Raw genomic sequence first — 19585 nt, 5'->3', positions numbered from 1 at the left:
GTAGTGCGCTTTCTAAGCCGCCTGTTCGGCGGTGAAGAGAATGATCAACGGAGGCCAAAGCCAGAATCTTTTCTAAGCCGCCTGTTCGGCGGTGAAGGCGAATATGTAAAACACGTTGCTGGCTATGTTTTTCTAAGCCGCCTGTTCGGCGGTGAAGACGAGGCGCTCTATGGACTAAACACCATACAATTTCTAAGCCGCCTGTTCGGCGGTGAAGCGAAGGGTGTAAGTGTTAATTGGTTGTTAACATTTCTAAGCCGCCTGTTCGGCGGTGAAGCTAGAAAGACGGGCATACCCACGACAAAGTCATTTCTAAGCCGCCTGTTCGGCGGTGAAGGACTTGCTCGTCACTACAAGAACGTCCAGCTATTTCTAAGCCGCCTGTTCGGCGGTGAAGGCGCGCATGGCTTAACCCCCAGTTACGACAGATTTCTAAGCCGCCTGTTCGGCGGTGAAGCTATCCCAAAATCTCCAACCTTCAACAATTTATTTCTAAGCCGCCTGTTCGGCGGTGAAGTGCTGTATAAAGCAAACCTACCATTTTTTAAATTTCTAAGCCGCCTGTTCGGCGGTGAAGAGCAGGTGAGAGAAATCTTCTTAATCACTGAGTTTCTAAGCCGCCTGTTCGGCGGTGAAGTAACGCCAGATCCAGAAATTCCGAACTCAGTTTTTCTAAGCCGCCTGTTCGGCGGTGAAGGCGCTTGCCCTTCGTTAGCTCACCCGAAAACGTTTCTAAGCCGCCTGTTCGGCGGTGAAGTTCACTTGAATTAAACTCATCCCCTAGCGTCCTTTCTAAGCCGCCTGTTCGGCGGTGAAGTGGAAAGATAGAAACGTAATACCCTACAAAGATTTCTAAGCCGCCTGTTCGGCGGTGAAGCAAATGATGCTGATTTGTTAGTTATAACTCGCTTTCTAAGCCGCCTGTTCGGCGGTGAAGTAAGCTGTTGAAGGTTGGGGATTTCGGCGTTGTTTCTAAGCCGCCTGTTCGGCGGTGAAGAAATTTGCGTTCACGTCGTTGATTGCTTTCGTTTTCTAAGCCGCCTGTTCGGCGGTGAAGTGGAAGTGAACAACCACGGCCAAGGCGTGCGCTTTCTAAGCCGCCTGTTCGGCGGTGAAGACGGTGACAAAGAGTTTTGGGTGCATGAGATCTTTCTAAGCCGCCTGTTCGGCGGTGAAGACATATCCAACGGGTATAATTAGATCCTTATTTTTCTAAGCCGCCTGTTCGGCGGTGAAGCCGTTCAAGAATTGGCTAAATCAGTTGCTAGCTTTCTAAGCCGCCTGTTCGGCGGTGAAGTGGTTTTTTTAGCTCCGTTGTTGTCTGGCGTGTTTCTAAGCCGCCTGTTCGGCGGTGAAGGCGAAGTTTCTAAAACGGCTATCACTGCAAATTTTCTAAGCCGCCTGTTCGGCGGTGAAGTAGACGAAATTAGCATTAAGTACCTGATTGTTAAAGAGCTTTGTATCTTTTTAGTAAAAACACTCTTTTTTAAACAAGAAATGCCAAGCCCCTATTTATAAGGGCTTGGCATTGGGTCGAAAAAAAGGGTTAAAACCAAGGCAAGGTGCTGGTGGCGCTTAATCCGTATTTAGAGAAGTTCGCCACTTCGCCTTTTGATGTCGTTATGGTTTGCTGAATAAACAATGGAAACTGTTGATCTCCTGTTGATTTGCTTTTGATTCTGACAAAAGGCAGATCTGTTTGCTTTTCAACGTCTTTTGGAATGCGTACCACCGCTTCTTCGTAAGTGAGGTCATGGCGTTTCATTGCTCGGCGACGCAATCGGTCAGCGTTGCTCTGAACGTGAACTCGCTTCACTAGGCAAAATTCATTGGTAGTGGGCACTTGAGTAACCTTGGTGACTGATGTGAAATCCCCTAAACCACGTCGCCACGATAACGCTTCGAGTTCTTCTAACCGACCTTGCGAGCCATGTATACGAAGTTTGTCGCCTAGGCTTTTTTTGCTCACGCTTGGGAAACTCACTCCGATATCATATTGAGAAACTTCCACTAAGGCACGATGTAGCTTGCTAAACAGCGCATTCATCAAGATCGGCTTGGTGAATTCGGGGTCTTCCAAGATGGTAATGTCCAGATAGTAGTCCATAACCTCTCCTTACGCGTCAGACTTTCCGCCAAACACACCACCACGAATTAAGTTCGCAATAACGTAATGTTGTTGCTCTGTGTCTGGCGCTTGGCCTTTTTCCATCCATTTATCAAATAAGGTATAAAAGTCATCTTTGTTGCTACGGTAAGCTTTACCACGGCTGGTAACGGAGCCAAATGGTTCGGCTGAAATCGGGCCAATCTCTTCAGAACCTTGATACCAAGTGTCAACTGTGCGGATGGCATTGCCGATTTTTTGCGAGTGTAAAGCGGCCGTGCCGTCTACGTCATACAGCACTTTGCTCTTGCGGGAGTTGCCATCTAATACTAGCTCTTGAGATGGAAAGACTTCTTGCCCTTCGCCCAATTTTACAAAGGCTTCTACTTGAAAATAGGCAAAGGTATCGCTGGTCAGGCCTTTTTGAATTTCGTCAGTGAAGGCTTTTAAGTCATCACTTTGAAAATCAAAATCGCGTAGCGCTAGGTCATATCCGTTGAAAGTCCACGTGGTGTTTCCGGCTTTGTTCTTTTGTGTCACACGAATTGAGATGTCTTCCGCACCAACACGGTTGCGCCATAAGAAGCGGCCATTAGCGATGTTAGATGCATAACGATGCGCCAACACGGAAAAAGACTGCTCTTCAATATAGGACTGAATCGTACTGCCCAGTACGTCTTGATAGTCTGGGCTATTACATGCAGATGGGGTGACTAGATCGCCCAATACTCGCAAACTAAACACGACTTTTAATGTGTCGCAATCAAAGGGTAAAGCGGCCGTATCGACTGTTTGTAAGTTAGCCTTGTTTACTTCTTGGTCTAACTTTGCAGGATCCTTCAAAATGGCATTTTTTTGTCGATTGGAGATAGTGCCCCGTACCGATTTTTCTTGTAGCGCTATCGGTTTCCATTCACCGTCTGGCTTAGTCCAACTCCCTGCGAACAACAAACCATCTGAATTTGCCAGTTTACGTTCGAATGCCAATACGGATGCGGTTTTTACTGCTGCCATGCTATTTCTCCTCAATGGTTTGGTTTGTTGCGTCGTTTAATAAGATAGGTGTTTCTGGTTGATAATCGTTTTTGCAAAGGTAAAGCGCGTTGTCTGCTTGATATTCTTGATGCCAAAAAAGGTGCTTCAAATCGTCTATTCTGTGTGGGCTGATCCATTGACCCAGAGAGTAAATCGATTCGACAAATTGCACCGAACAAGAACGATCTCGCACGTTGCCCACTTGGCCCGCTTCGTACAAATCAGATATTCCCTGATAGCCAACCACAATAGGCTTAAGCCATCCGGTGTAATCCAGTCTATCCACTGTCCATTCGGCTTTGTCGCCTTTTGGCTTAGAAGACATTTTTCGAGTACTAAAATCTAAAAATGCATCTAACGGTGCTTTTTGCGTTTTTTCTATATGGCCTTTCAGTACATCGTCACGACTGACTAAAGCAAACCCAGGAAGCAATTTTCGCAAGAAGAATTTTCGTGTGGCTGGCTCCCGATTTATTGCCCCAATATCTTTAATGAGTTCAACATTACCGATGCTCTGCACTGTGCCACCAGCCACTCTTGATGCCGCTAAAGCGTCTTCGATACATTCAACAAGTTCGTCCTCAACCGATGGTGGCGTCGGGCCAGATAGTTCAATCAGGAGCGTCACATCCATGCGCATTTTGCCTTCTTCATTAAAAGGCGCGGTACTTCCATCTTTCGTAAGAGGATTACGTGTCAGTGCAAAATAGCTTTCTCGACTCATGTTGTTACTATGAGACTGCACTTGGCTGGCGTGGCAAATCACTGCACAGCTTGTCAATGTTAATCTATCAGAAACACGAGCTTGGACTTTTCTTTGCAAGGCATGGGTTAACCCCAAAAAGCTGGTCATGGCAGGGAAGCCCCACGTTAACCCCGCAATGGCGTTGGCGCCTTCGACATTGAGATGTCTTATTACAAGTAATTTATCCATCAAAAAGCTCCCTTTACGTCGTCTTGCACTAGCCTGAGTTCTTGCGCGGTGAGTACTTTCCACTGCACAAATTCAACATCGCCCGTGGCGATCTCAGAATTTTTCTCCAACTCTGCATTTAAGAAACGAGAGAAGTCCGCAGCGACCAAACCTTGCCATTCTTTCTTATCAAATTCGTCTTCAAATTCTTTATCAAAATCTCGTCGATTTGGGTCTAGCCACAGTTTTTGATGCAGCGGCAAATGACAATCTGGATGGGAAGATCAACCCGCAGGAAAAGTGCGAACGCCCGCACCATAAGCGACTAGCTGATCGACAATGCCATCAACACGGCGCGCTCTTTCAGCTCGTATTTCCCAAGCACTGCGTTTATGTAAGTTGGTCACTAAGAATTTTCTCAAACCAATAAGATGCCCATACACCTTACGAGAGAATGGCCCACGGAAAATGGACTTTACTTTTAGCGGTGGCTTTTCTTGGCTTTGCCACGTTGGCGGTGCGCTGCTTAATAAGAACGACCGACCGCCACGGCCAGAGTTAAGTTGGCTGATGTTCTGTGGTTTTGTCCCGCCAAAAGCTTGCACAGCGATATTTTGGAATTCGATCGTGACAAACTCTGACTCTTTTTCACTTCGACGTGCTGCCCGAGCTTCTTTTTGCTCTTCTGAGAAACGCGCATGTTGTACACGTTCGAAAACTTCTTGGGAAAGCGATGTGGCATACAGCGGTAATAACAGATGGTAATCGTCTTCAATCGGCCAATAGAGCTGCTTACCCAACTTATGAGAGCTTGGATCTTTGGCCGTCACAGCCAACTTAAAGCCCGCTAACCAGTCATCCAATTGCTCTTTGGATTGTGCGAACGGTTCAAAAGGCGACATATCCTCTTGCTGGATAAAATTCACCAGCAATTTCCCATCGTCCTGCTCAAGCAAGAGCAACTTGCCCACATCCAACGCGGCCGCATTGCCTACAACATCAATTTTTGGGGTTTCTATCACTGATGTAGAAATGAATGGCAACTCAGATAAGGGCTTTCTCTGTGCAAACAGGCTTGTGCCTTTGGCGTCTGAGTGAGTGAATTTAAGCGCATGGGTGACAAGCTGCAATTGTTTAGCGCGTTTGGCTGCATCGCTTAGCCAATTGGCTGGCTTAAAGCGATCCTCTTCACTCACTCTCAAGGCAGCCCTTTCCATTTCGTAAACGGCGACATTTTCAGCCGCTGCCGCTTGCACGCCTTTTTGCGTGTCTTTATCGAACTTGTCTAACCGATCCTGTTTGCGACTATCGATGTAATCACGGATTTTTTCGGATAACGTTTTTTCTTCTAGTTCCATTTCCCCTCCCTTATCCATACGATGTTCCTTTTTGTGAAATAGTTTTATAAAAACCTAATACGCGACTCTGTTGCCACACGTCATTCTCACCACCCTTTCTGAGCCGAATCGAGCCAAATTGTATGGAAGCCTCACTGAGCTCTTTATTGAGTTCTTCTGCCAAAGCGATTAATGCACTTTGATAATCAAAGCCTTTTACCCAGTTATGAACACCTGTCGCGAACGCTAGCGTTTGGTCGCGCTGGAAGCTTTGTTTGTCGTCGGCTTTTAATTCGCCACTGTCGTGCCAGCGATGCATGATGGGGTCGTCATATTCCTCTGCCAAATAAAAGCAATAAGATTCATCTGGCGTATGGCGACGAAATGGCAATTTGCGTTGTAGATGATTCGTCCAGTGACAGGGCTTATCCCACCATAAGCTGGCAAAGGCTTCACCGTTTTCTTTGTCCTTTCCCCATAGTTGAGAATGCAGCGCCGCATGTTCCAAATCCACAAAGCGCTTGGTTGGTACTAACTCGTCCCGCTTTTGAATTCGCGGTAAGGCATTGATGGTTTGGTATTCATTAGCCGCTAATACATCTTGTAGTTTATGGCTCTCTAACAAGAGCACGGCGCTTTCAAAGCCAGGCTTTGTGTAGGCGGCTTTTTCATTTTTCATGGCCCGCACGTTTTGATTGAGCAAGTGAATATTTGTTGTTTCCACTGTCGTGTCTGAATGTCGCAAAACTCGTCCTGCTAGTTGGATCAGGGAACGAATTGACGACGGCTCCACTACGGCCCAATCGTAGGAATGGTCTCGGCCTACCTCTGTAACAGGACTACCAAGTACCACGAAAATATGCTGATCATTCGGGTGAGCTTTCAGCGCCGCACTCACACTTGGCTGTGCCCAAATGGCATTGGGATCTTTTCGGTTTAATACGCTATCTAGCATGTGTTCAATGGCGGAACGCTGCAATAAGAGAAATTGACTGTGGTAAACACAATAATGGATCTGAACCCCTTTTGGACTTGGCGTATTTATCAAACTTTTTGCAACGGCCACCAAGGGATTAATATTGGCCATTCGTACTAGGCCAAAACTGGCTTTGGCAGACAAACTTGGGTGCGAGTGATGGTGAGCATGATGCAACGCTAAGATGCTTTGATGAATGCGATTCGACACGGTTTGAATAACACTAGTCTCGTCACTTTCGCTATTGCATTCGATTAACTCGACACGCCGCTTGATAGATTGCGCAAGCAATTTTTCAGCACGTTTTGCCATGAGTTTTTGATGCTGTTCAGAAAAGGACGAACATTCGCTGGCTTGAATGGAGTCGCTGCGAAACTCATCAAACCAAGCACACACAACATTGGGCGTTTGGCTTGGGTTCACTCTGACTGATGCCTCGTACTGCTTGCGACCAGCAAGATACGCGGCGAATAACGCGTTGATCAAATCAGGCGGCAATGTCGCCGATGAAAGCAGTACATTTGAGCCTAACATGCCCGCCCAATTCACCAATCGACACAAGGCAGGCAAATCTTCTAAACCAAAGTCATCCGGCTCATCGAGCACAAGATCTGAGGTTAGCAAGCGCAGCATAGGAGCGATTTGTTTACCACCTCGGCTGCCTTCGGTCGATGGCATTAGGTGATCGATGGTGCTCACCAACACGGGCGCATTTACCAGTTTGTTATTATTTGGAGATTTATCTAACCAGCGCGATAATGGCCCATCGCCTAGCATGCCTTCGTAACTGACATAGCTGTCTTGGTCGCTGAAATCATTGGCAGACTCTGAGCCTAATAAGCTTTCCTGCAGGCTTTCTTCTGCTAGTACCTGCTTGGTTTTCGACTGCACATGCAAATCTTTTACGGCTTTGGAGCCAATAAGCACGGCTAAATCTTCGTCGTCGAGTCGCAGTAAGTCTTTAAAAGCATCGCCAGTTTGTAGGGTCAATGTACGCAACCCAAGGGCGACACTGAATCGGCAGCCTTTTCTGTCATCCGCAAGGCCATACATAATACGTGCGTTGGCAAAGGTTTTACCTTTGCCAGTGGAGGCGACATTCACGCCAAAAAAACCATGCTGTTTTGCTTTTTCTCGCACGCTGACCGCTAATTCGTAGGCTTTATTTTGCCAAGCGAAACGACTGTCTAACGTGCGTTTTTTCAGTTCAGGATGTCGAGTGATCACGGGCAGCGATTCTTTTAACGACGATAAAGAACGTACGATTTGATGACTATGTCGGTACACGCCAATCAAGTGTTCATCTAAGGTTTGATTGTACTTTCCATTGTCTCGACTGCCTCGTTCGCGCCATGTGTTGGCGTAGACTTTTTTATAACCTTTATCGTCATGCCACGGATTCTTAGGACCAATGGACTTTTGTGAGGAATAATGATGGTCACCTAGCATCAAGCTAAGTCTAGCAAGGTGTAGTGAGAACGGCTGGTTCAGCCAATCTTGCGTAAACAGCTGCGTACGTTTGACACCTTGTGATGCGATACGGCTAACACGCTCACGCCAGACTTTACTGCAAAATGGCGAGCCCTTTTCAAAATTCCAAACCGCCTCTATTTCAGCGGGTTTCCACTCTTTATTGCCACATTGCGGGGAATTCCAGCTCGCATCGATATAATTATCCATTAACAGTTCTGGATACATTATGTAATCGGTATTGTTATCTAAAGGCTCTGGTAATTTATGATGAGAAAGGATCAACCAAGCAACAGCCTTGGCCACTGGTGGCAGCGATAAAAATGGTGACTGAAGCTTAATCTTTGGATCATCTTTTTTTAGATGTGCCATGACGCTGTTATCAATATCGTCTGGCAAGGCACTCAACAAGGCCAACCATGCTTTGTCTTTCTGACCCTTATCAACACCTTCAATTGCATGCAGCACGAAGGCTTCAAATAATCGCACCGATACCCATTCATGACGATACGGTTCGTAACTTGGTGTTTTCTTGTTAGGATTCAGCTTATTTTGAAAGGCTTTATTGGCCTTACCAAAATCATGAAACAGTGCGGCAATGCCCGCCAGCACGCGAATGTCTTCGGCGGTTTGCCATGTATTTTCATCGCCTGAGCGTAAGATATCTCGGCCTGTTACGTTTGTCGGCACGCTGCCCCATTCATTAAAACGACGCGGGTTGCCCACCAGCCATTTTAATTCTGTTCGGTTACGACCCCGAATCCAATGACAGGCCACGGACGTATTTCGACGTGCGGTTTTTTTGAGTAGTTTACGTAACGTGGCTAAGCCTTGCTCCGTTATGGCGGTTTGCCACGTTCGATCTCCCGTGCGCTCTGCAAATTGGTCTATGACTCGACGAGTTTCTTTTAACGCTTTTTTAGAACATTGGGAGACGAGAAGGATATTCATTTCTTTTCCCCAAGCGTATCACTGATTTGCTTGAGACTGTCGATCATATAATCAAGGGATTCACACCGACGAATATTAGCGATACAAGCTTGGCGAAATTCCTGCTCACTGTCGCCATTCATGGCACTAATAAACGCTTGCGGAAGAATGATGCCATCTTTTATCAAATCCGCTGCATCAAACACCAACCCTCCACGACGAGTTTTCCCATGAAGCACAGATAACCCATGAGGCAAACCTAATACCCAAGTGGCGGTAGCACCTAAGCCATAAGCGAGATAATTACCATGATCTAAAAAGCGGTTGGCGAAATCGACTCCAGCACCTTGCTTCACTCGTTTAAAGTCGTTGTAGCCAGTGACAGCACAAATAATTTTATAAAGCGTTTTGGTGAGTCTTGCTTCGGCTAGCATGAGCTCTTGTGTATGGGATACTTTTTCTACCACTTGGGCAAAACTGTCCAACGCTTTATTCAGATCTGCCACACTAATGACAATACCAACCTCTTTTAGGGCCGCATTATTTGTCCACTGCTGTCTCGTGTATTCAATCCGAAGGGTTTGAATTTGCTTGGCTGCTTCTAAGCGTTTCTCTTCATCAAACCAAAACGACACCCAAGATTGCAGGTATTCAACGGGGCGGTATTCGCTTTGTGGACTAAAAAATGAGACATCAAAATCAACTTCATTGCTTGAAAACAGTGGTGCTCCACCGCCGCCACAAAAACCGATCAGCACACCGGATTTTGCCAACTCTCGAACAGCGGCTTGCGTTATGGATGTTCCATTCCCTAATAACAGACAGGTTGTGTTCGCAATAGGGATATTCCAATAAAGAGATTGCTTGCCTTCATCAGTAACGTATTCAACACGGCCATCTTTCACCAAAATACGACAATATTCGAGGTAATACATATTGGCTCGTTTTGAGTGCAATATGGTTTTCATATCCGATGGTGAGAACTGTTCCATTGTCTACCCTCTCTTGATACCGGAATTAATACTGACAATCCCTTTACTTTTGATGTTTTAGCAATGTAGCTCAGTTCTCGGAGATAGCCAAATAACAATCCCTGTCTTTTTGTATTTAGATCAATAAGTTTTCATTTACACATTTAATTACTAGTTGTTGATTCGTGCTCTGCCTGCGCAAATCTATCTACGTCCTTTTTTTGTTGCTCAGTAATTTCTTCACTTCACGGTCAAAGTCTGATTCTATTTTTTGTTACTTGTCTTGCACATGAGCATAGAACAAATGCGTTGTTTCTGAACGAGGATCATAATCAATACTGCATTCAGCAAAAATATCAGTTATTTGCTGATAAACACGTCGCTCACTGGCTCGAATGGAGCGAACTCGTTCCAGTAGCTCTTTAAAATAATCCTTGCCAAAGAAGCGGCCGTTTTTAAGGCGCTCATCATCCATAGCAAAGCCTTTGATTATGTAATCTTTGATGAGTTGAGTCGCCCAGATACGAAATTGGGTTGCTTGCGTCGAGTTAACTCGATAGCCAACCGAGATCACGCCATCTAAGTTATAGTATTCAAGTTTGCGTTTAACTTCTCTTTTGCCTTCTTGCTGAACTGTTTCCAAAATGGAAAGAGTTGCATCACGCTGCAATTCGCCAGAATCATAGATATTTTCTAAATGCTTTGAAATGGCAGGTACGCCCACACCAAACAACTCCGCTATTCGCTTTTGCGTAAGCCAAATGGTTTCACCACTGAGCAGGACTTCTACTTTTCACCTCACCATTAGGAGCAGTATAAAGTAAGAATTCTGAGGTTTGATCTTGTAGGCTAAGTTGCGTCTTTTTGGTCATAGCACCATCTCCCAATGGTTAATTTTATCTGCATCCGTGCATGTTAATTGACAGTACATATAGCACAGTTCTAAAAGAAAGCATCTAGCTAAACACTACCCTATATTATAACAAAAGCCTCTTACGTCCGCGTAGCCCTTATCATCCAGTTCCTCGGCGTTAAGTTTTTGTCACAAAATGCGCCTACCTCAACGTGGTAGCCGTGCTCTTCAAGATACATAGCGCGATCGAGGACGAGCCAGTATTCCAGTGCTGGTCGAAAGAGTTGGCTGATGGCTTCTAATTTTTGCACTTGTTGGTAACGTGTTTGCCCGATGACTTCGAAGCCTTCAAATGGTGTCTTAGCAATTAAGTCTGTTAGTCCTTTTTGTTCGGCAGCCCAGCGGCAAAAAGCAACAAAACCTTGATTCAATAGCGCTTTTTGGATAGAGGGTACAGGAAGATAGTCCTCTTGCTGACGGGCAAATCGTTGCCATGCATCAAAGCCTAGTCGATAAGTGAGTTCTAGTTGTTTCAATCGTTGTTCACGGGCGCCAGCGGTGGCGACTTCTTTGACGGCCAGTTTTAAGTCCGTTTGGCGCAGAATCAGTGCCGACTGTTGAGCGGCGTGTGATAACGGTTGATAGCAACTGTCTTGTGTCAGGTGATAACAGCAAGGAGAAATGCATACTATAGCCGTGTTAGCAGCGACAGCTTGCTCAATAAGTTTACGATGTAAATCGCCGCAAGCATGAAGTGCAACGGCGCAGTGAGCATTTGCTAACGCTGAGCGTCCTTCTCCTTTTAGCACATCTGCGTGAGTAAAGGTTTGCGATATATTTAGTCGTTTTGCCTCTTGTTCACCTGCTTCACATAGCGACTTTTGCCATTCTAAACTATGGACGGGGTTGCTATCTTGAAAAGCTAATAGCTTACCTAGGTGTCCTTTTCCAGCACACCATTCCACGTAGTTATCAGCGTTAGGAGTATGAGACACAAAAGCTTGTATTTGCGCCCATTTACGTCCTTTTATCCCGACTGAAACATAGCCAGGCAGATCATACGTAGGTGTTCGCTGCGGTGATTGATCAAATAAATTAGGCGTTGCAAAGTTAAGCGCTGTTTTTAAATCTGGGCAGAGTCGAAATACTTCCGCGTAGAAGCTCTCACTCTCTGGTTCGAGACTCTTATTTTCTAGATATAACGCCAAATCTGGATAAGCGTGTTGCCAAGGGTTACCAAGCCGAGCAAAGGTGTCGAATTGCCACAGTTGAGTGTGCGCTTTTAACCAAGTATCAAGTGATTCAAAACGCTGTTGAAAAGAGGTCATAAGAGGCTCGCTGGAGAGGAAAAACCAAGTGTCTTTTTTTCTTTACAGCATTGAGGAAATTTCCCTCTCGCTTGCATTGTATTTTGTCATAAAAACGGCAAAATGAAGAGGCTATTCAAGCAACGATTAGATTCACAGTGATTTTCCTGTGACATAAAAAAAAGGACCCCGTAACTATCATGTTCAAGCATCTTAACGCCGTTTCTGGCGACCCTCTATTAGCCCTTATCATTGCTCATAAAAACGACACAAACCCAAAGAAAATTGATTTAGGTGTAGGTGTTTATAAAGACGATAATGGCCATACACCAATTTTGAATACGGTAAAAAAAGCCGAATCCATTTTGCTTGAACAAGAAGACTCTAAAAGTTACTTAGGAATTTACGGTGCTACAGAGTTTGAAGCCATTATCAAAGACTTGGTTTTGGGTGAAGGTAATGAATTGATCGCTTCTGGTCGTATTCGTTCTACACAAACCCCTGGCGGCACTGGCGCATTGAAAGTCGCGGCAGATTTTATCAGTGCAAACTTAAAAGGCGCTCGTCTTTGGGTAAGCGATCCGACTTGGGGTAACCACAAGTCTATTTTTGATTCTGCAGGCGTAGAGGTAAAAGACTACCCTTATTACGATCCAGCAACAAACGGTCTACGTTTTGACGACATGATGGCGAAGTTAGAAGCTGAAGCCAAAGAAGGCGATGTGTTGCTACTACACGCTTGCTGCCATAATCCAACAGGTATCGACTTACAATTCGATCATTGGAAAGTACTCACTGACTTCGTTAATAAACGTGGCTTGTTACCACTGGTTGATGCGGCATACCAAGGCTTTGGTGACGGTTTAGATGAAGACTTGGCTGGCTTGCGCTACATGGCGGCTAATGTTCAAGATATGCTAATCGCGAATTCTTTCTCGAAAAACTTCGGTATTTACCGCGAACGCTGTGGTGGTTTGAGTGTTATTGCCGCATCTGCTGATGAAGCAAATGCCGCGTTTTCTATTATTGGACAAGCTATTCGTGCGAATTACTCCATGCCTCCCGCTCACGGTGCCGCTGTGGTTTATACCATCATGAGCAACCCTGAACTAAAAGCTGAGTGGGAACTAGAAGTTGCTGCTATGCGTGATCGCATCAATGGTTTACGTGAAAAACTAGTGGCTAAATTAGCGGCGTCTGGCGCAAGCAAAGACTTTAGTTTCATTAAAGACCAGCGCGGCATGTTCTCTTACTCTGGTTTAACGCTAGAGCAAGTTCATACATTACGCAGTGAATACGCGATTTACATTGCAGATACTGGTCGTATGAGTATTGCTGGCGTGAGCGATAGTAACATCGATTATCTGTGCGAAAGCATTGCGAAGGTAGTCGGTTAATTTAAAAAGCACTTGCTTAAAAACAAAGTTAAAAAAACCGTGATCAGAAAAAATCACGGTTTTTTTTGTTTTATAAGTGCTTTATAAAGGCTCTGAGAAACTTAATGCAGTACACGAGTTTCTTTATTTTTTGTCCCGGTTTGTATTTCTGGGTGGTAATGTTGTACCAATCGTAATATCGATGGCTCTAAATTTTCTCGCCAGAAGGTGACTTCCTCTGCCACCATGCCTTCAACTTTTTTCCAGCCAGCTTCAGTACCAAATAAACGCACAGGAGCTAGAACTTCGTCGAAAAACTCTCGATCACCGCCAATACCCAAACCAATCAGTTTAGCGCCACGAACAAAGCCAACGCACCACTCTTCGACCAATATACTGTATTCGCCATCAACTTCCTGCTCAAGATAAACAGGATAAAAGTCTCCAAACAACAAGCTGTTCATTGTTTCCATATACATGATAAGGACAAGGCTTAGAAATTCGTCTTCTTGTTCAGTTGATTCCCAAACAGGTTGATCTTCATCTGCTCCCCAAATGGCATTCAACCAAACATCTGGCTCTAACTCTTGCACAGAACACCCCAGCGCGGTTAAAAAACCATCTAGCTCTGATACACACATCAACGAACGATCTGTCCCAAACGTCAATAAATAGTGATCTATTTTTTCGTAAAGAACTTCTTCGCTAATAACATCATCGTCTTTTTCTTCAGACATTCATTCGTTTCCATTTTGTTGAGCTATATACATATTTTAGCTTACCTTAGACAAGGTGATAAACGCTTGATTTATTAGTCAATAATCGCCAAGTTGCCGTAGGTTTCTAGCCAGTTTTTACGATCCCCTGCGCGTTTTTTAGACAGAAGTTTGTCTAGAAGCTCATCAGTGTCCGGCTTGTCTTCCATGGTTAATTGAATTAAACGGCGCGTATCTGGCGCCATGGTGGTTTCACGCAGTTGCGACGGGTTCATCTCACCCAAGCCTTTGAATCGCTGTACGTTTGGCGTACCACGTTTTTTTTCAGCTTCTATCTTGTGCAAGGTGATGTCTTTTTCTTCATCATCAAGAGCATAATAAACCTCTTTGCCGATATCAATCCGATACAAAGGCGGCATGGCTACAAAGACATGCCCGCTGTTTACCAAGGCTGGGAAGTGGCGAACGAACAAGGCGCAAATTAGCGTTGCGATGTGTAATCCATCCGAGTCGGCATCGGCCAATATACATACTTTTCCATAACGTAAACCGCTTAAATCTTCGTCGCCTGGATCGACACCAAGCGCCACAGAGATGTCATGAATTTCCTGAGAGGCGAGCACTTGATTAGAATCAACTTCCCAAGTATTTAATATCTTACCTCGTAGCGGCAAAATGGCCTGAAAGTCTTTTTCGCGAGCTTGTTTAGCAGAGCCTCCTGCAGAATCCCCTTCCACAAGGAAGAGTTCACTTCGAGAGGAATCTTGCCCGGAACAGTCAGCTAATTTACCCGGCAATGCTGGTCCTTGAGTAATCCGTTTACGCACAACTTTCTTACTGTCTTTCAAGCGTTTTTGCGCACTGTTAATCACGATGTCGGCAATTTTCTTACCGTCTTCAACATGTTTGTTCAACCAGAGACTAAACGCGTCTTTTACTGTTGCGGAAATAAAAGCCACAATTTGACGTGAAGACAGACGCTCTTTGGTTTGACCCGAAAACTGAGGTTCTTGGATTTTTGCAGATAAGACATAGCTACAACGATCCCACACATCTTCTGCCGTTAACTTAATACCTCGAGGCAAAATATTGTGGAAGTCACAAAACTCTCGAATGGCTTCTAATAAGCCTGTTCGCAAACCATTAACGTGAGTCCCACCTTGCGCTGTTGGGATCAAGTTGACATAGCTTTCTGTTACTAGCTCGCCACCTTCTGGTAGCCATTGCACAGCCCAATCAACCCCTTGCGTTTTTTCCGTCAAACCACCAATGAAAGGTTCATCTGGTAATAACACAAAGCCCTTATTAGCTTGAGCCAGGTAATCTTTTAAACCGTCTTGGAAAAACCATTCCTCACGAACTTCTTCACTGCCACTTTGGTCAATAAAGACGACCTGCAGACCAGAACAAAGCACGGCTTTGGCTTTCAACAAATGTTTAAGGCGAGAAAGAGAAAACTTAGGACTGTCAAAATATTTAGTGTCCGCGGTGAATTTCACTTTCGTACCTGTATTTTTCTTGCCGACGGTACCTATCTCTTTCAGCTCGGACGTTTTAAAGCCATTTTCGAAACCAATATGATAGTGAACGCCGTTACGGCGTACCCACACTTCCAACGAAGTTGACAAGGCATTAACTACAGATACGCCTACACCGTGTAGACCACCAGAAAACTGGTAGTTGTCACCGGAAAATTTACCGCCAGCGTGCAGCTTAGTTAGAATCAACTCAACACCCGATATCCCCTCTTCTGGGTGAATATCCACTGGCATGCCACGCCCATTGTCTTCGACGCTCAACGATCCATCTTTGTAGAGGATAACTTCGATACGATCCGCATGATTAGCCAAAGCCTCATCCACTGAGTTATCAATAACCTCTTGCGCAAGATGGTTTGGCCGTGTGGTGTCCGTATACATTCCTGGGCGTTTTTGTACCGGCTCTAAACCACTAAGAACTTCGATCGATCCAGCGTTATATTCTTTTGCAGACATGCGTGTTGTTTCTTCCAAGTTGATCGTGTAACACAAGATTAAAACATTGCATTACACGCGAGTGTAAATTAGATTGGCTAGAGTCTATCACTGGTTTTACGCAGTGTGAATTAGTCCAACAAAAGCAGTAGCTTACTCGGTTAATATTTCAGCAAAACGAAGAATTTCTGTGGAAAATCGTTCAAACTCAGTAAAACTGTGATCTCCATTTTCTTCATGAGTCAGTCGGGCTGTTTTAGGGAAAGCCCTAAGCGCTTCTTGATAGTCCAACACCTCATCGCCTTCTTGAATCATCAGCCAGTACAGTTCCGCTGTTGGCTTAGCGACGACTAATTGCTTAAGCTCTATCATGTGTGTTTGAGTCAATTCGTATTCTTCATTGGTATAAGGGTTGAGTTGCGGGCCCAGAAAGTCTTCTAGTAAGACCGGAGCTTGCACTGCGGGATTCACCAGAATGGCTTTCAAACCATATTTTTCAGCCAAGTAAGCCGCATAAAAGCCCCCAAGGGAACTACCAATAAGCGTGATGCCTTGCGGTTGATTGACTTCAATAATGGCTTCGAGTTGTTTAATGGCTTTCGCTGGTTGCCAGGACAGACGTGGCGAAATAACCGAGTCTGACAAGCCAATCTTTTGGGCCGCCTCAACCAACACCCTTGCTTTATGGGAGTGCTCTGAGCTATTAAAACCATGGATGTACAATAGAACTGTCAAAGGCTCTCGTCCCTTTACTTAGGTTAAGAAGGTTAACATCAGGATCAGGCAAACTGAAAAGACAAGGTGCTGTTCAATCTATGACCATGCTTCAAGCACAATTCTAGTAAGTCCGCCAGCTGTTGATTTAAACGAAATTTTTCATCTCGATGCAACATAGCGTCATTTGGGTAAGGGTATGAGCCACTGTATTGTCGATGTCCATCAGTAATTTCAGCAATGCCTACATCATGATACAAGCGCACTGTCATAGACAGTGTCGTCTTGAACAGAAGTTTTTGAGGCATTTCAGGGCCAAACTCTAATGCAATATCAGAAGTAAAACGACTTTCTTTGCCTAATGTAAGACGTAATCGACTCTCTTGATCACCCGCACTATGAACAGAAAAATTCCAAGAATCCATCTCCTCTTGACCACGCATGAGTCTACCTAAGCGACGATAGTTCAATTCGCCAAGTAGCTGCAAACTTACCAAGTCTGGTACATATTGTTTCGATGTTTTCTCTGTTTTCATAATCTCTGTCATTCTTGCGACGTGTTTCCTTTTGAAAAGTCTTGCTCTAAGTCATCCAGCGCCATCTGCCTAAAGGTGTCTAGCTGATGACTCATGCGTATATCTTTATCGTGCCAGTATAGATTAAACCAAGTAAAAAAGTGTTCTCTATCTCTGCCGGCAGCCTGATATTCTGGCACTAACATGATATCAGGTAGGGCCACTTCTCGGACCATAACCTTAACTTGCCCAATACGCCCACAGAGTAAATCCCAACCTGTTATTGTCTTTTGCTCATACAAAACATTGATATCAGTAATACTTTTAATTCTCTCTGGCATAGTTTGTACTATAAAACTAATTCCGCCAGCTTTTGGTTTAAGCAAATAATGATAAGGCGATGCTTGTTGTTGATGTTTCTCTTCAGTAAAACGCGTACCTTCCACAAAGCTCATAATAGAGTTTGGGCGTCTCAGTAGACGCGAACAAGAACGTTTTGTCGTAGCTAAATCTTTTCCCGCCAATTTAGGTTTTTTTTGAATTTGACTTCTAGTATAGCGCTTCATAAAAGGAAACCCCATTATGTAAGCTGCCGATCCAACAAACGGCAGCCAGATAAGAGCTTGCTTCATAAATACTCTTGGTAAGGGACGACGACCTTTGAGCTGTGCGAAAATCACAAAAACATCGACCCAAGATCTATGATTCGCAATAAGCAGGTGCCAATGTTCAAAATCTGCTTTCATGGTCTCATCAAGCTCCCACCTTATTCCTAAGAGGTTTTGAAACCACCACTCACAAGAAGCCACCCAGCCATCATACAAGCGATTAAAGCAGCGCTCTGCAACGTCTTCATAACGGGTATTTCTCAAACATAATAGAGGCGCAACAAGATGAACCAGCAAGGTCCAAAAAAACACGTTGCTGCACATAAAGACAAAAGAAATAAGACCTATTACTGGCTGTAGTAGGGTTTTCTTATTTGTATAAACAGTGATGTCTGATTTCATCAATTTACACGCACCAACGTTTTACCAAATCGTCTTTATTTAATGCAAACCACTGCAAACCCATTATAGTACTGGCGTTTTCGACATCATTTTTAAGCAAACCGATAGCGTCGTCAGACGTCACAAGATGAAGTTTGATGTCTTCATTTTCGTCATCTAAGCCGTGAACTTTCGTTGTATCAACAAGGCTTGAATCGAACTCTCCGGCATACATACGTAAGTACTCCACCAATCCACCTGGCGACGGCACAAACTTAAACATATATTCAAGACGCTTTACTGTCACGCCAGCTTCTTCAAAAGACTCGCGACGTACTACGTCTTCATCACTTTCCCCTTCCTCGACCATGCCGGCGACTAATTCCAATAACCAAGGTGACTCGCTCCTCAGGACAGCAGGACGAAATTGTTCAATTAGTAACACTTTATCGGCAACAGGGTCGAACAACAGTACACATACAGCATCGTTTCTCACCATCATTTCTCGGGTCATGGGTTGGCTCCATTCACCGTTAAATTTCTTATGTTTTAAAGTCAGTTTACGCATTTCGAAAAAGCCTTTGTAAAGACATTCGTCGGCTAATACTTCAACATCTTTTTTAGTATACGTTGGTTTAAACTTCATATTATCTCGTCCTAAGCGGGCCACTATTTGGAGTAAGGTCTGATATGATTCATTTACAATCCGTCAGCCGCGATCACAAATTTGGAGTGTTAAAAATGGAAAATATACGTTGCGCTTGGTGTTTAGGATCTCCCGAATACATCCATTATCATGACACAGAGTGGGGAATTCCTATTTATGATGATCAAGCATTGTTTGAATGCATTGTACTAGAAAGCGCTCAAGCAGGTCTAAGCTGGATTACTATTTTACGCAAACGAGAAGGTTATCGAACACTTTTCCATGATTTTGACCCGATAAAAGTCGCCAATATGACAGACGCCGACGTAGAGCAATTACTACTAGATGAGCGCATTGTCCGTCATAGAGCAAAAATAGAAGCAACTATTAACAACGCCAAAGCATTTTTGAAAATTGCTAAAGAATTTGGTTCTTTTAGCCAATATTACTGGGCATTTAGCGATCATAAAGTTATAGACAATCAGATAGATGATCACACGGAAGCACCCGCTGCAACCGAGTTGTCCACCCACTTCGCCAAAGACTTAAAAAAGCGAGGCTTTAAATTTCTTGGCGCAACGACCTGTTATGCTTTTATGCAGGCCACAGGTATGGTGAATGACCATATTAAAGATTGTATATCGCGGAAGAAAAAATAAACGTCTTAAACCGCCATTATCAATAGCAGTTCCTTGATTTCATTAATGTTTAACCTAAAGTAGTCGATATAGTAAAAAGGCTCTTTGTACAATGGCAC

General features: G+C 44.4%; 15 protein-coding genes, 1 pseudogene and 1 CRISPR repeat array. Of the genes and pseudogenes, 2 read left to right on the top strand and 14 right to left on the bottom strand.

Features of this window, described 5'->3' with window-relative positions; genetic code table 11:
• Positions 1 to 9: 9 nt before the first annotated feature.
• A CRISPR array of direct repeats spans positions 10 to 1417; the repeat unit is 28 nt; unit sequence TTTCTAAGCCGCCTGTTCGGCGGTGAAG.
• Positions 1418 to 1546: 129 nt separating this feature from the next.
• From cas6f to DFP80_RS11445, 8 genes and pseudogenes are all read right to left on the bottom strand, one after another.
• The gene (gene cas6f / locus DFP80_RS11485) at positions 1547 to 2107 is read right to left on the bottom strand and encodes a type I-F CRISPR-associated endoribonuclease Cas6/Csy4 (protein WP_113916940.1); all 561 of its coding nucleotides are present in this window, start codon (positions 2105 to 2107) and stop codon (positions 1547 to 1549) included.
• Positions 2108 to 2116: 9 nt separating this feature from the next.
• Entirely contained in the window at positions 2117 to 3121 is a 1005-nt protein-coding gene (gene csy3 / locus DFP80_RS11480) for a type I-F CRISPR-associated protein Csy3 (protein ID WP_113916939.1), read from the bottom strand.
• A gap of 1 nt (position 3122) precedes the next feature.
• The gene (gene csy2 / locus DFP80_RS11475) at positions 3123 to 4076 is read right to left on the bottom strand and encodes a type I-F CRISPR-associated protein Csy2 (RefSeq protein WP_113916938.1); all 954 of its coding nucleotides are present in this window, start codon (positions 4074 to 4076) and stop codon (positions 3123 to 3125) included.
• Positions 4076 to 5272, bottom strand: a pseudogene (gene csy1, locus DFP80_RS11465) (type I-F CRISPR-associated protein Csy1). The gene csy2 and the pseudogene csy1 overlap by 1 nt, the downstream one beginning before the upstream one ends.
• A 151-nt stretch (positions 5273 to 5423) precedes the next feature.
• Positions 5424 to 8789: a type I-F CRISPR-associated helicase Cas3f gene (gene cas3f, locus DFP80_RS11460; protein WP_113916935.1), complete on the bottom strand. Its 3366-nt coding sequence runs from the start codon at positions 8787 to 8789 to the stop codon at positions 5424 to 5426.
• Complete coding sequence (cas1f, locus tag DFP80_RS11455) at positions 8786 to 9760, bottom strand: type I-F CRISPR-associated endonuclease Cas1f (protein WP_113916934.1); 975 nt, start codon at positions 9758 to 9760, stop codon at positions 8786 to 8788. The genes cas3f and cas1f overlap by 4 nt, the downstream gene beginning before the upstream one ends.
• Positions 9761 to 10013: 253 nt before the next feature.
• Complete coding sequence (rhuM, locus tag DFP80_RS11450; protein WP_206610580.1) at positions 10014 to 10463, bottom strand: RhuM family protein; 450 nt, start codon at positions 10461 to 10463, stop codon at positions 10014 to 10016.
• A 269-nt stretch (positions 10464 to 10732) separates the two neighbouring features.
• A complete protein-coding gene (locus tag DFP80_RS11445; RefSeq protein WP_113916933.1) occupies positions 10733 to 11920 on the bottom strand; it encodes a methyltransferase in 1188 nt (395 codons plus the stop codon).
• 179 nt (positions 11921 to 12099) lie between these two features.
• On the opposite strand from DFP80_RS11445, the gene DFP80_RS11440 reads away from it, so the two are divergent.
• Positions 12100 to 13296, top strand: coding sequence for an amino acid aminotransferase (locus DFP80_RS11440; RefSeq protein WP_113916932.1), 1197 nt, complete (start codon positions 12100 to 12102; stop codon positions 13294 to 13296).
• 101 nt (positions 13297 to 13397) lie between these two features.
• Here the strand turns inward: DFP80_RS11440 and DFP80_RS11435 are convergent, their stop codons facing one another.
• The 6 genes from DFP80_RS11435 to DFP80_RS11410 form a co-directional block, all read right to left on the bottom strand.
• On the bottom strand, positions 13398 to 14012 hold the full coding sequence (locus DFP80_RS11435) for a UPF0149 family protein (protein WP_113916931.1): 615 nt from the start codon (positions 14010 to 14012) through the stop codon (positions 13398 to 13400).
• Positions 14013 to 14086: 74 nt separating this feature from the next.
• Complete coding sequence (gene parE, locus DFP80_RS11430) at positions 14087 to 15985, bottom strand: DNA topoisomerase IV subunit B (protein WP_113916930.1); 1899 nt, start codon at positions 15983 to 15985, stop codon at positions 14087 to 14089.
• Between the two features lie 132 nt (positions 15986 to 16117).
• On the bottom strand, positions 16118 to 16699 hold the full coding sequence (locus DFP80_RS11425; RefSeq protein ID WP_113916929.1) for a YqiA/YcfP family alpha/beta fold hydrolase: 582 nt from the start codon (positions 16697 to 16699) through the stop codon (positions 16118 to 16120).
• A gap of 44 nt (positions 16700 to 16743) precedes the next feature.
• A complete protein-coding gene (locus DFP80_RS11420) occupies positions 16744 to 17226 on the bottom strand; it encodes a DUF1249 domain-containing protein (protein ID WP_113916928.1) in 483 nt (160 codons plus the stop codon).
• On the bottom strand, positions 17223 to 18203 hold the full coding sequence (gene yihG, locus DFP80_RS11415; RefSeq protein ID WP_113916927.1) for a 1-acylglycerol-3-phosphate O-acyltransferase, YihG family: 981 nt from the start codon (positions 18201 to 18203) through the stop codon (positions 17223 to 17225). Before yihG ends, DFP80_RS11420 begins: the two co-directional genes overlap by 4 nt.
• Positions 18204 to 18207: 4 nt before the next feature.
• Positions 18208 to 18828: an NUDIX domain-containing protein gene (locus DFP80_RS11410; protein WP_113916926.1), complete on the bottom strand. Its 621-nt coding sequence runs from the start codon at positions 18826 to 18828 to the stop codon at positions 18208 to 18210.
• 95 nt (positions 18829 to 18923) lie between these two features.
• Here DFP80_RS11410 and DFP80_RS11405 point away from each other — a divergent pair, with 95 nt between their 5' ends.
• Positions 18924 to 19487, top strand: a complete 564-nt coding sequence (locus tag DFP80_RS11405) for a DNA-3-methyladenine glycosylase I (RefSeq protein WP_113917100.1) — start codon at positions 18924 to 18926, stop codon at positions 19485 to 19487.
• Positions 19488 to 19585 lie beyond the last annotated feature (98 nt).

Origin of the sequence: Marinomonas rhizomae, from assembly GCF_003315485.1 — a bacterium.
GTDB lineage: Bacteria > Pseudomonadota > Gammaproteobacteria > Pseudomonadales > Marinomonadaceae > Marinomonas > Marinomonas rhizomae.
The sequence above is the reverse complement of the archived record's forward strand: the minus strand, read 5'-3'. Positions and strand labels throughout refer to the sequence as shown.

Bases quoted from the DNA above. Each gene is read 5' to 3' on its own strand.
- cas6f (WP_113916940.1), bottom strand. From the start codon at position 2,107: ATGGACTACTATCTGGACATTACCATCTTGGAAGACCCCGAATTCACC.
- csy3 (WP_113916939.1), bottom strand. From the start codon at position 3,121: ATGGCAGCAGTAAAAACCGCATCCGTATTGGCATTCGAACGTAAACTG.
- csy2 (WP_113916938.1), bottom strand. From the start codon at position 4,076: ATGGATAAATTACTTGTAATAAGACATCTCAATGTCGAAGGCGCCAAC.
- cas3f (WP_113916935.1), bottom strand. From the start codon at position 8,789: ATGAATATCCTTCTCGTCTCCCAATGTTCTAAAAAAGCGTTAAAAGAA.
- cas1f (WP_113916934.1), bottom strand. From the start codon at position 9,760: ATGGAACAGTTCTCACCATCGGATATGAAAACCATATTGCACTCAAAA.
- DFP80_RS11445 (WP_113916933.1), bottom strand. From the start codon at position 11,920: ATGACCTCTTTTCAACAGCGTTTTGAATCACTTGATACTTGGTTAAAA.
- DFP80_RS11440 (WP_113916932.1), top strand. From the start codon at position 12,100: ATGTTCAAGCATCTTAACGCCGTTTCTGGCGACCCTCTATTAGCCCTT.
- DFP80_RS11435 (WP_113916931.1), bottom strand. From the start codon at position 14,012: ATGTCTGAAGAAAAAGACGATGATGTTATTAGCGAAGAAGTTCTTTAC.
- parE (WP_113916930.1), bottom strand. From the start codon at position 15,985: ATGTCTGCAAAAGAATATAACGCTGGATCGATCGAAGTTCTTAGTGGT.
- DFP80_RS11420 (WP_113916928.1), bottom strand. From the start codon at position 17,226: ATGACAGAGATTATGAAAACAGAGAAAACATCGAAACAATATGTACCA.
- yihG (WP_113916927.1), bottom strand. From the start codon at position 18,203: ATGAAATCAGACATCACTGTTTATACAAATAAGAAAACCCTACTACAG.
- DFP80_RS11410 (WP_113916926.1), bottom strand. From the start codon at position 18,828: ATGAAGTTTAAACCAACGTATACTAAAAAAGATGTTGAAGTATTAGCC.
- DFP80_RS11405 (WP_113917100.1), top strand. From the start codon at position 18,924: ATGGAAAATATACGTTGCGCTTGGTGTTTAGGATCTCCCGAATACATC.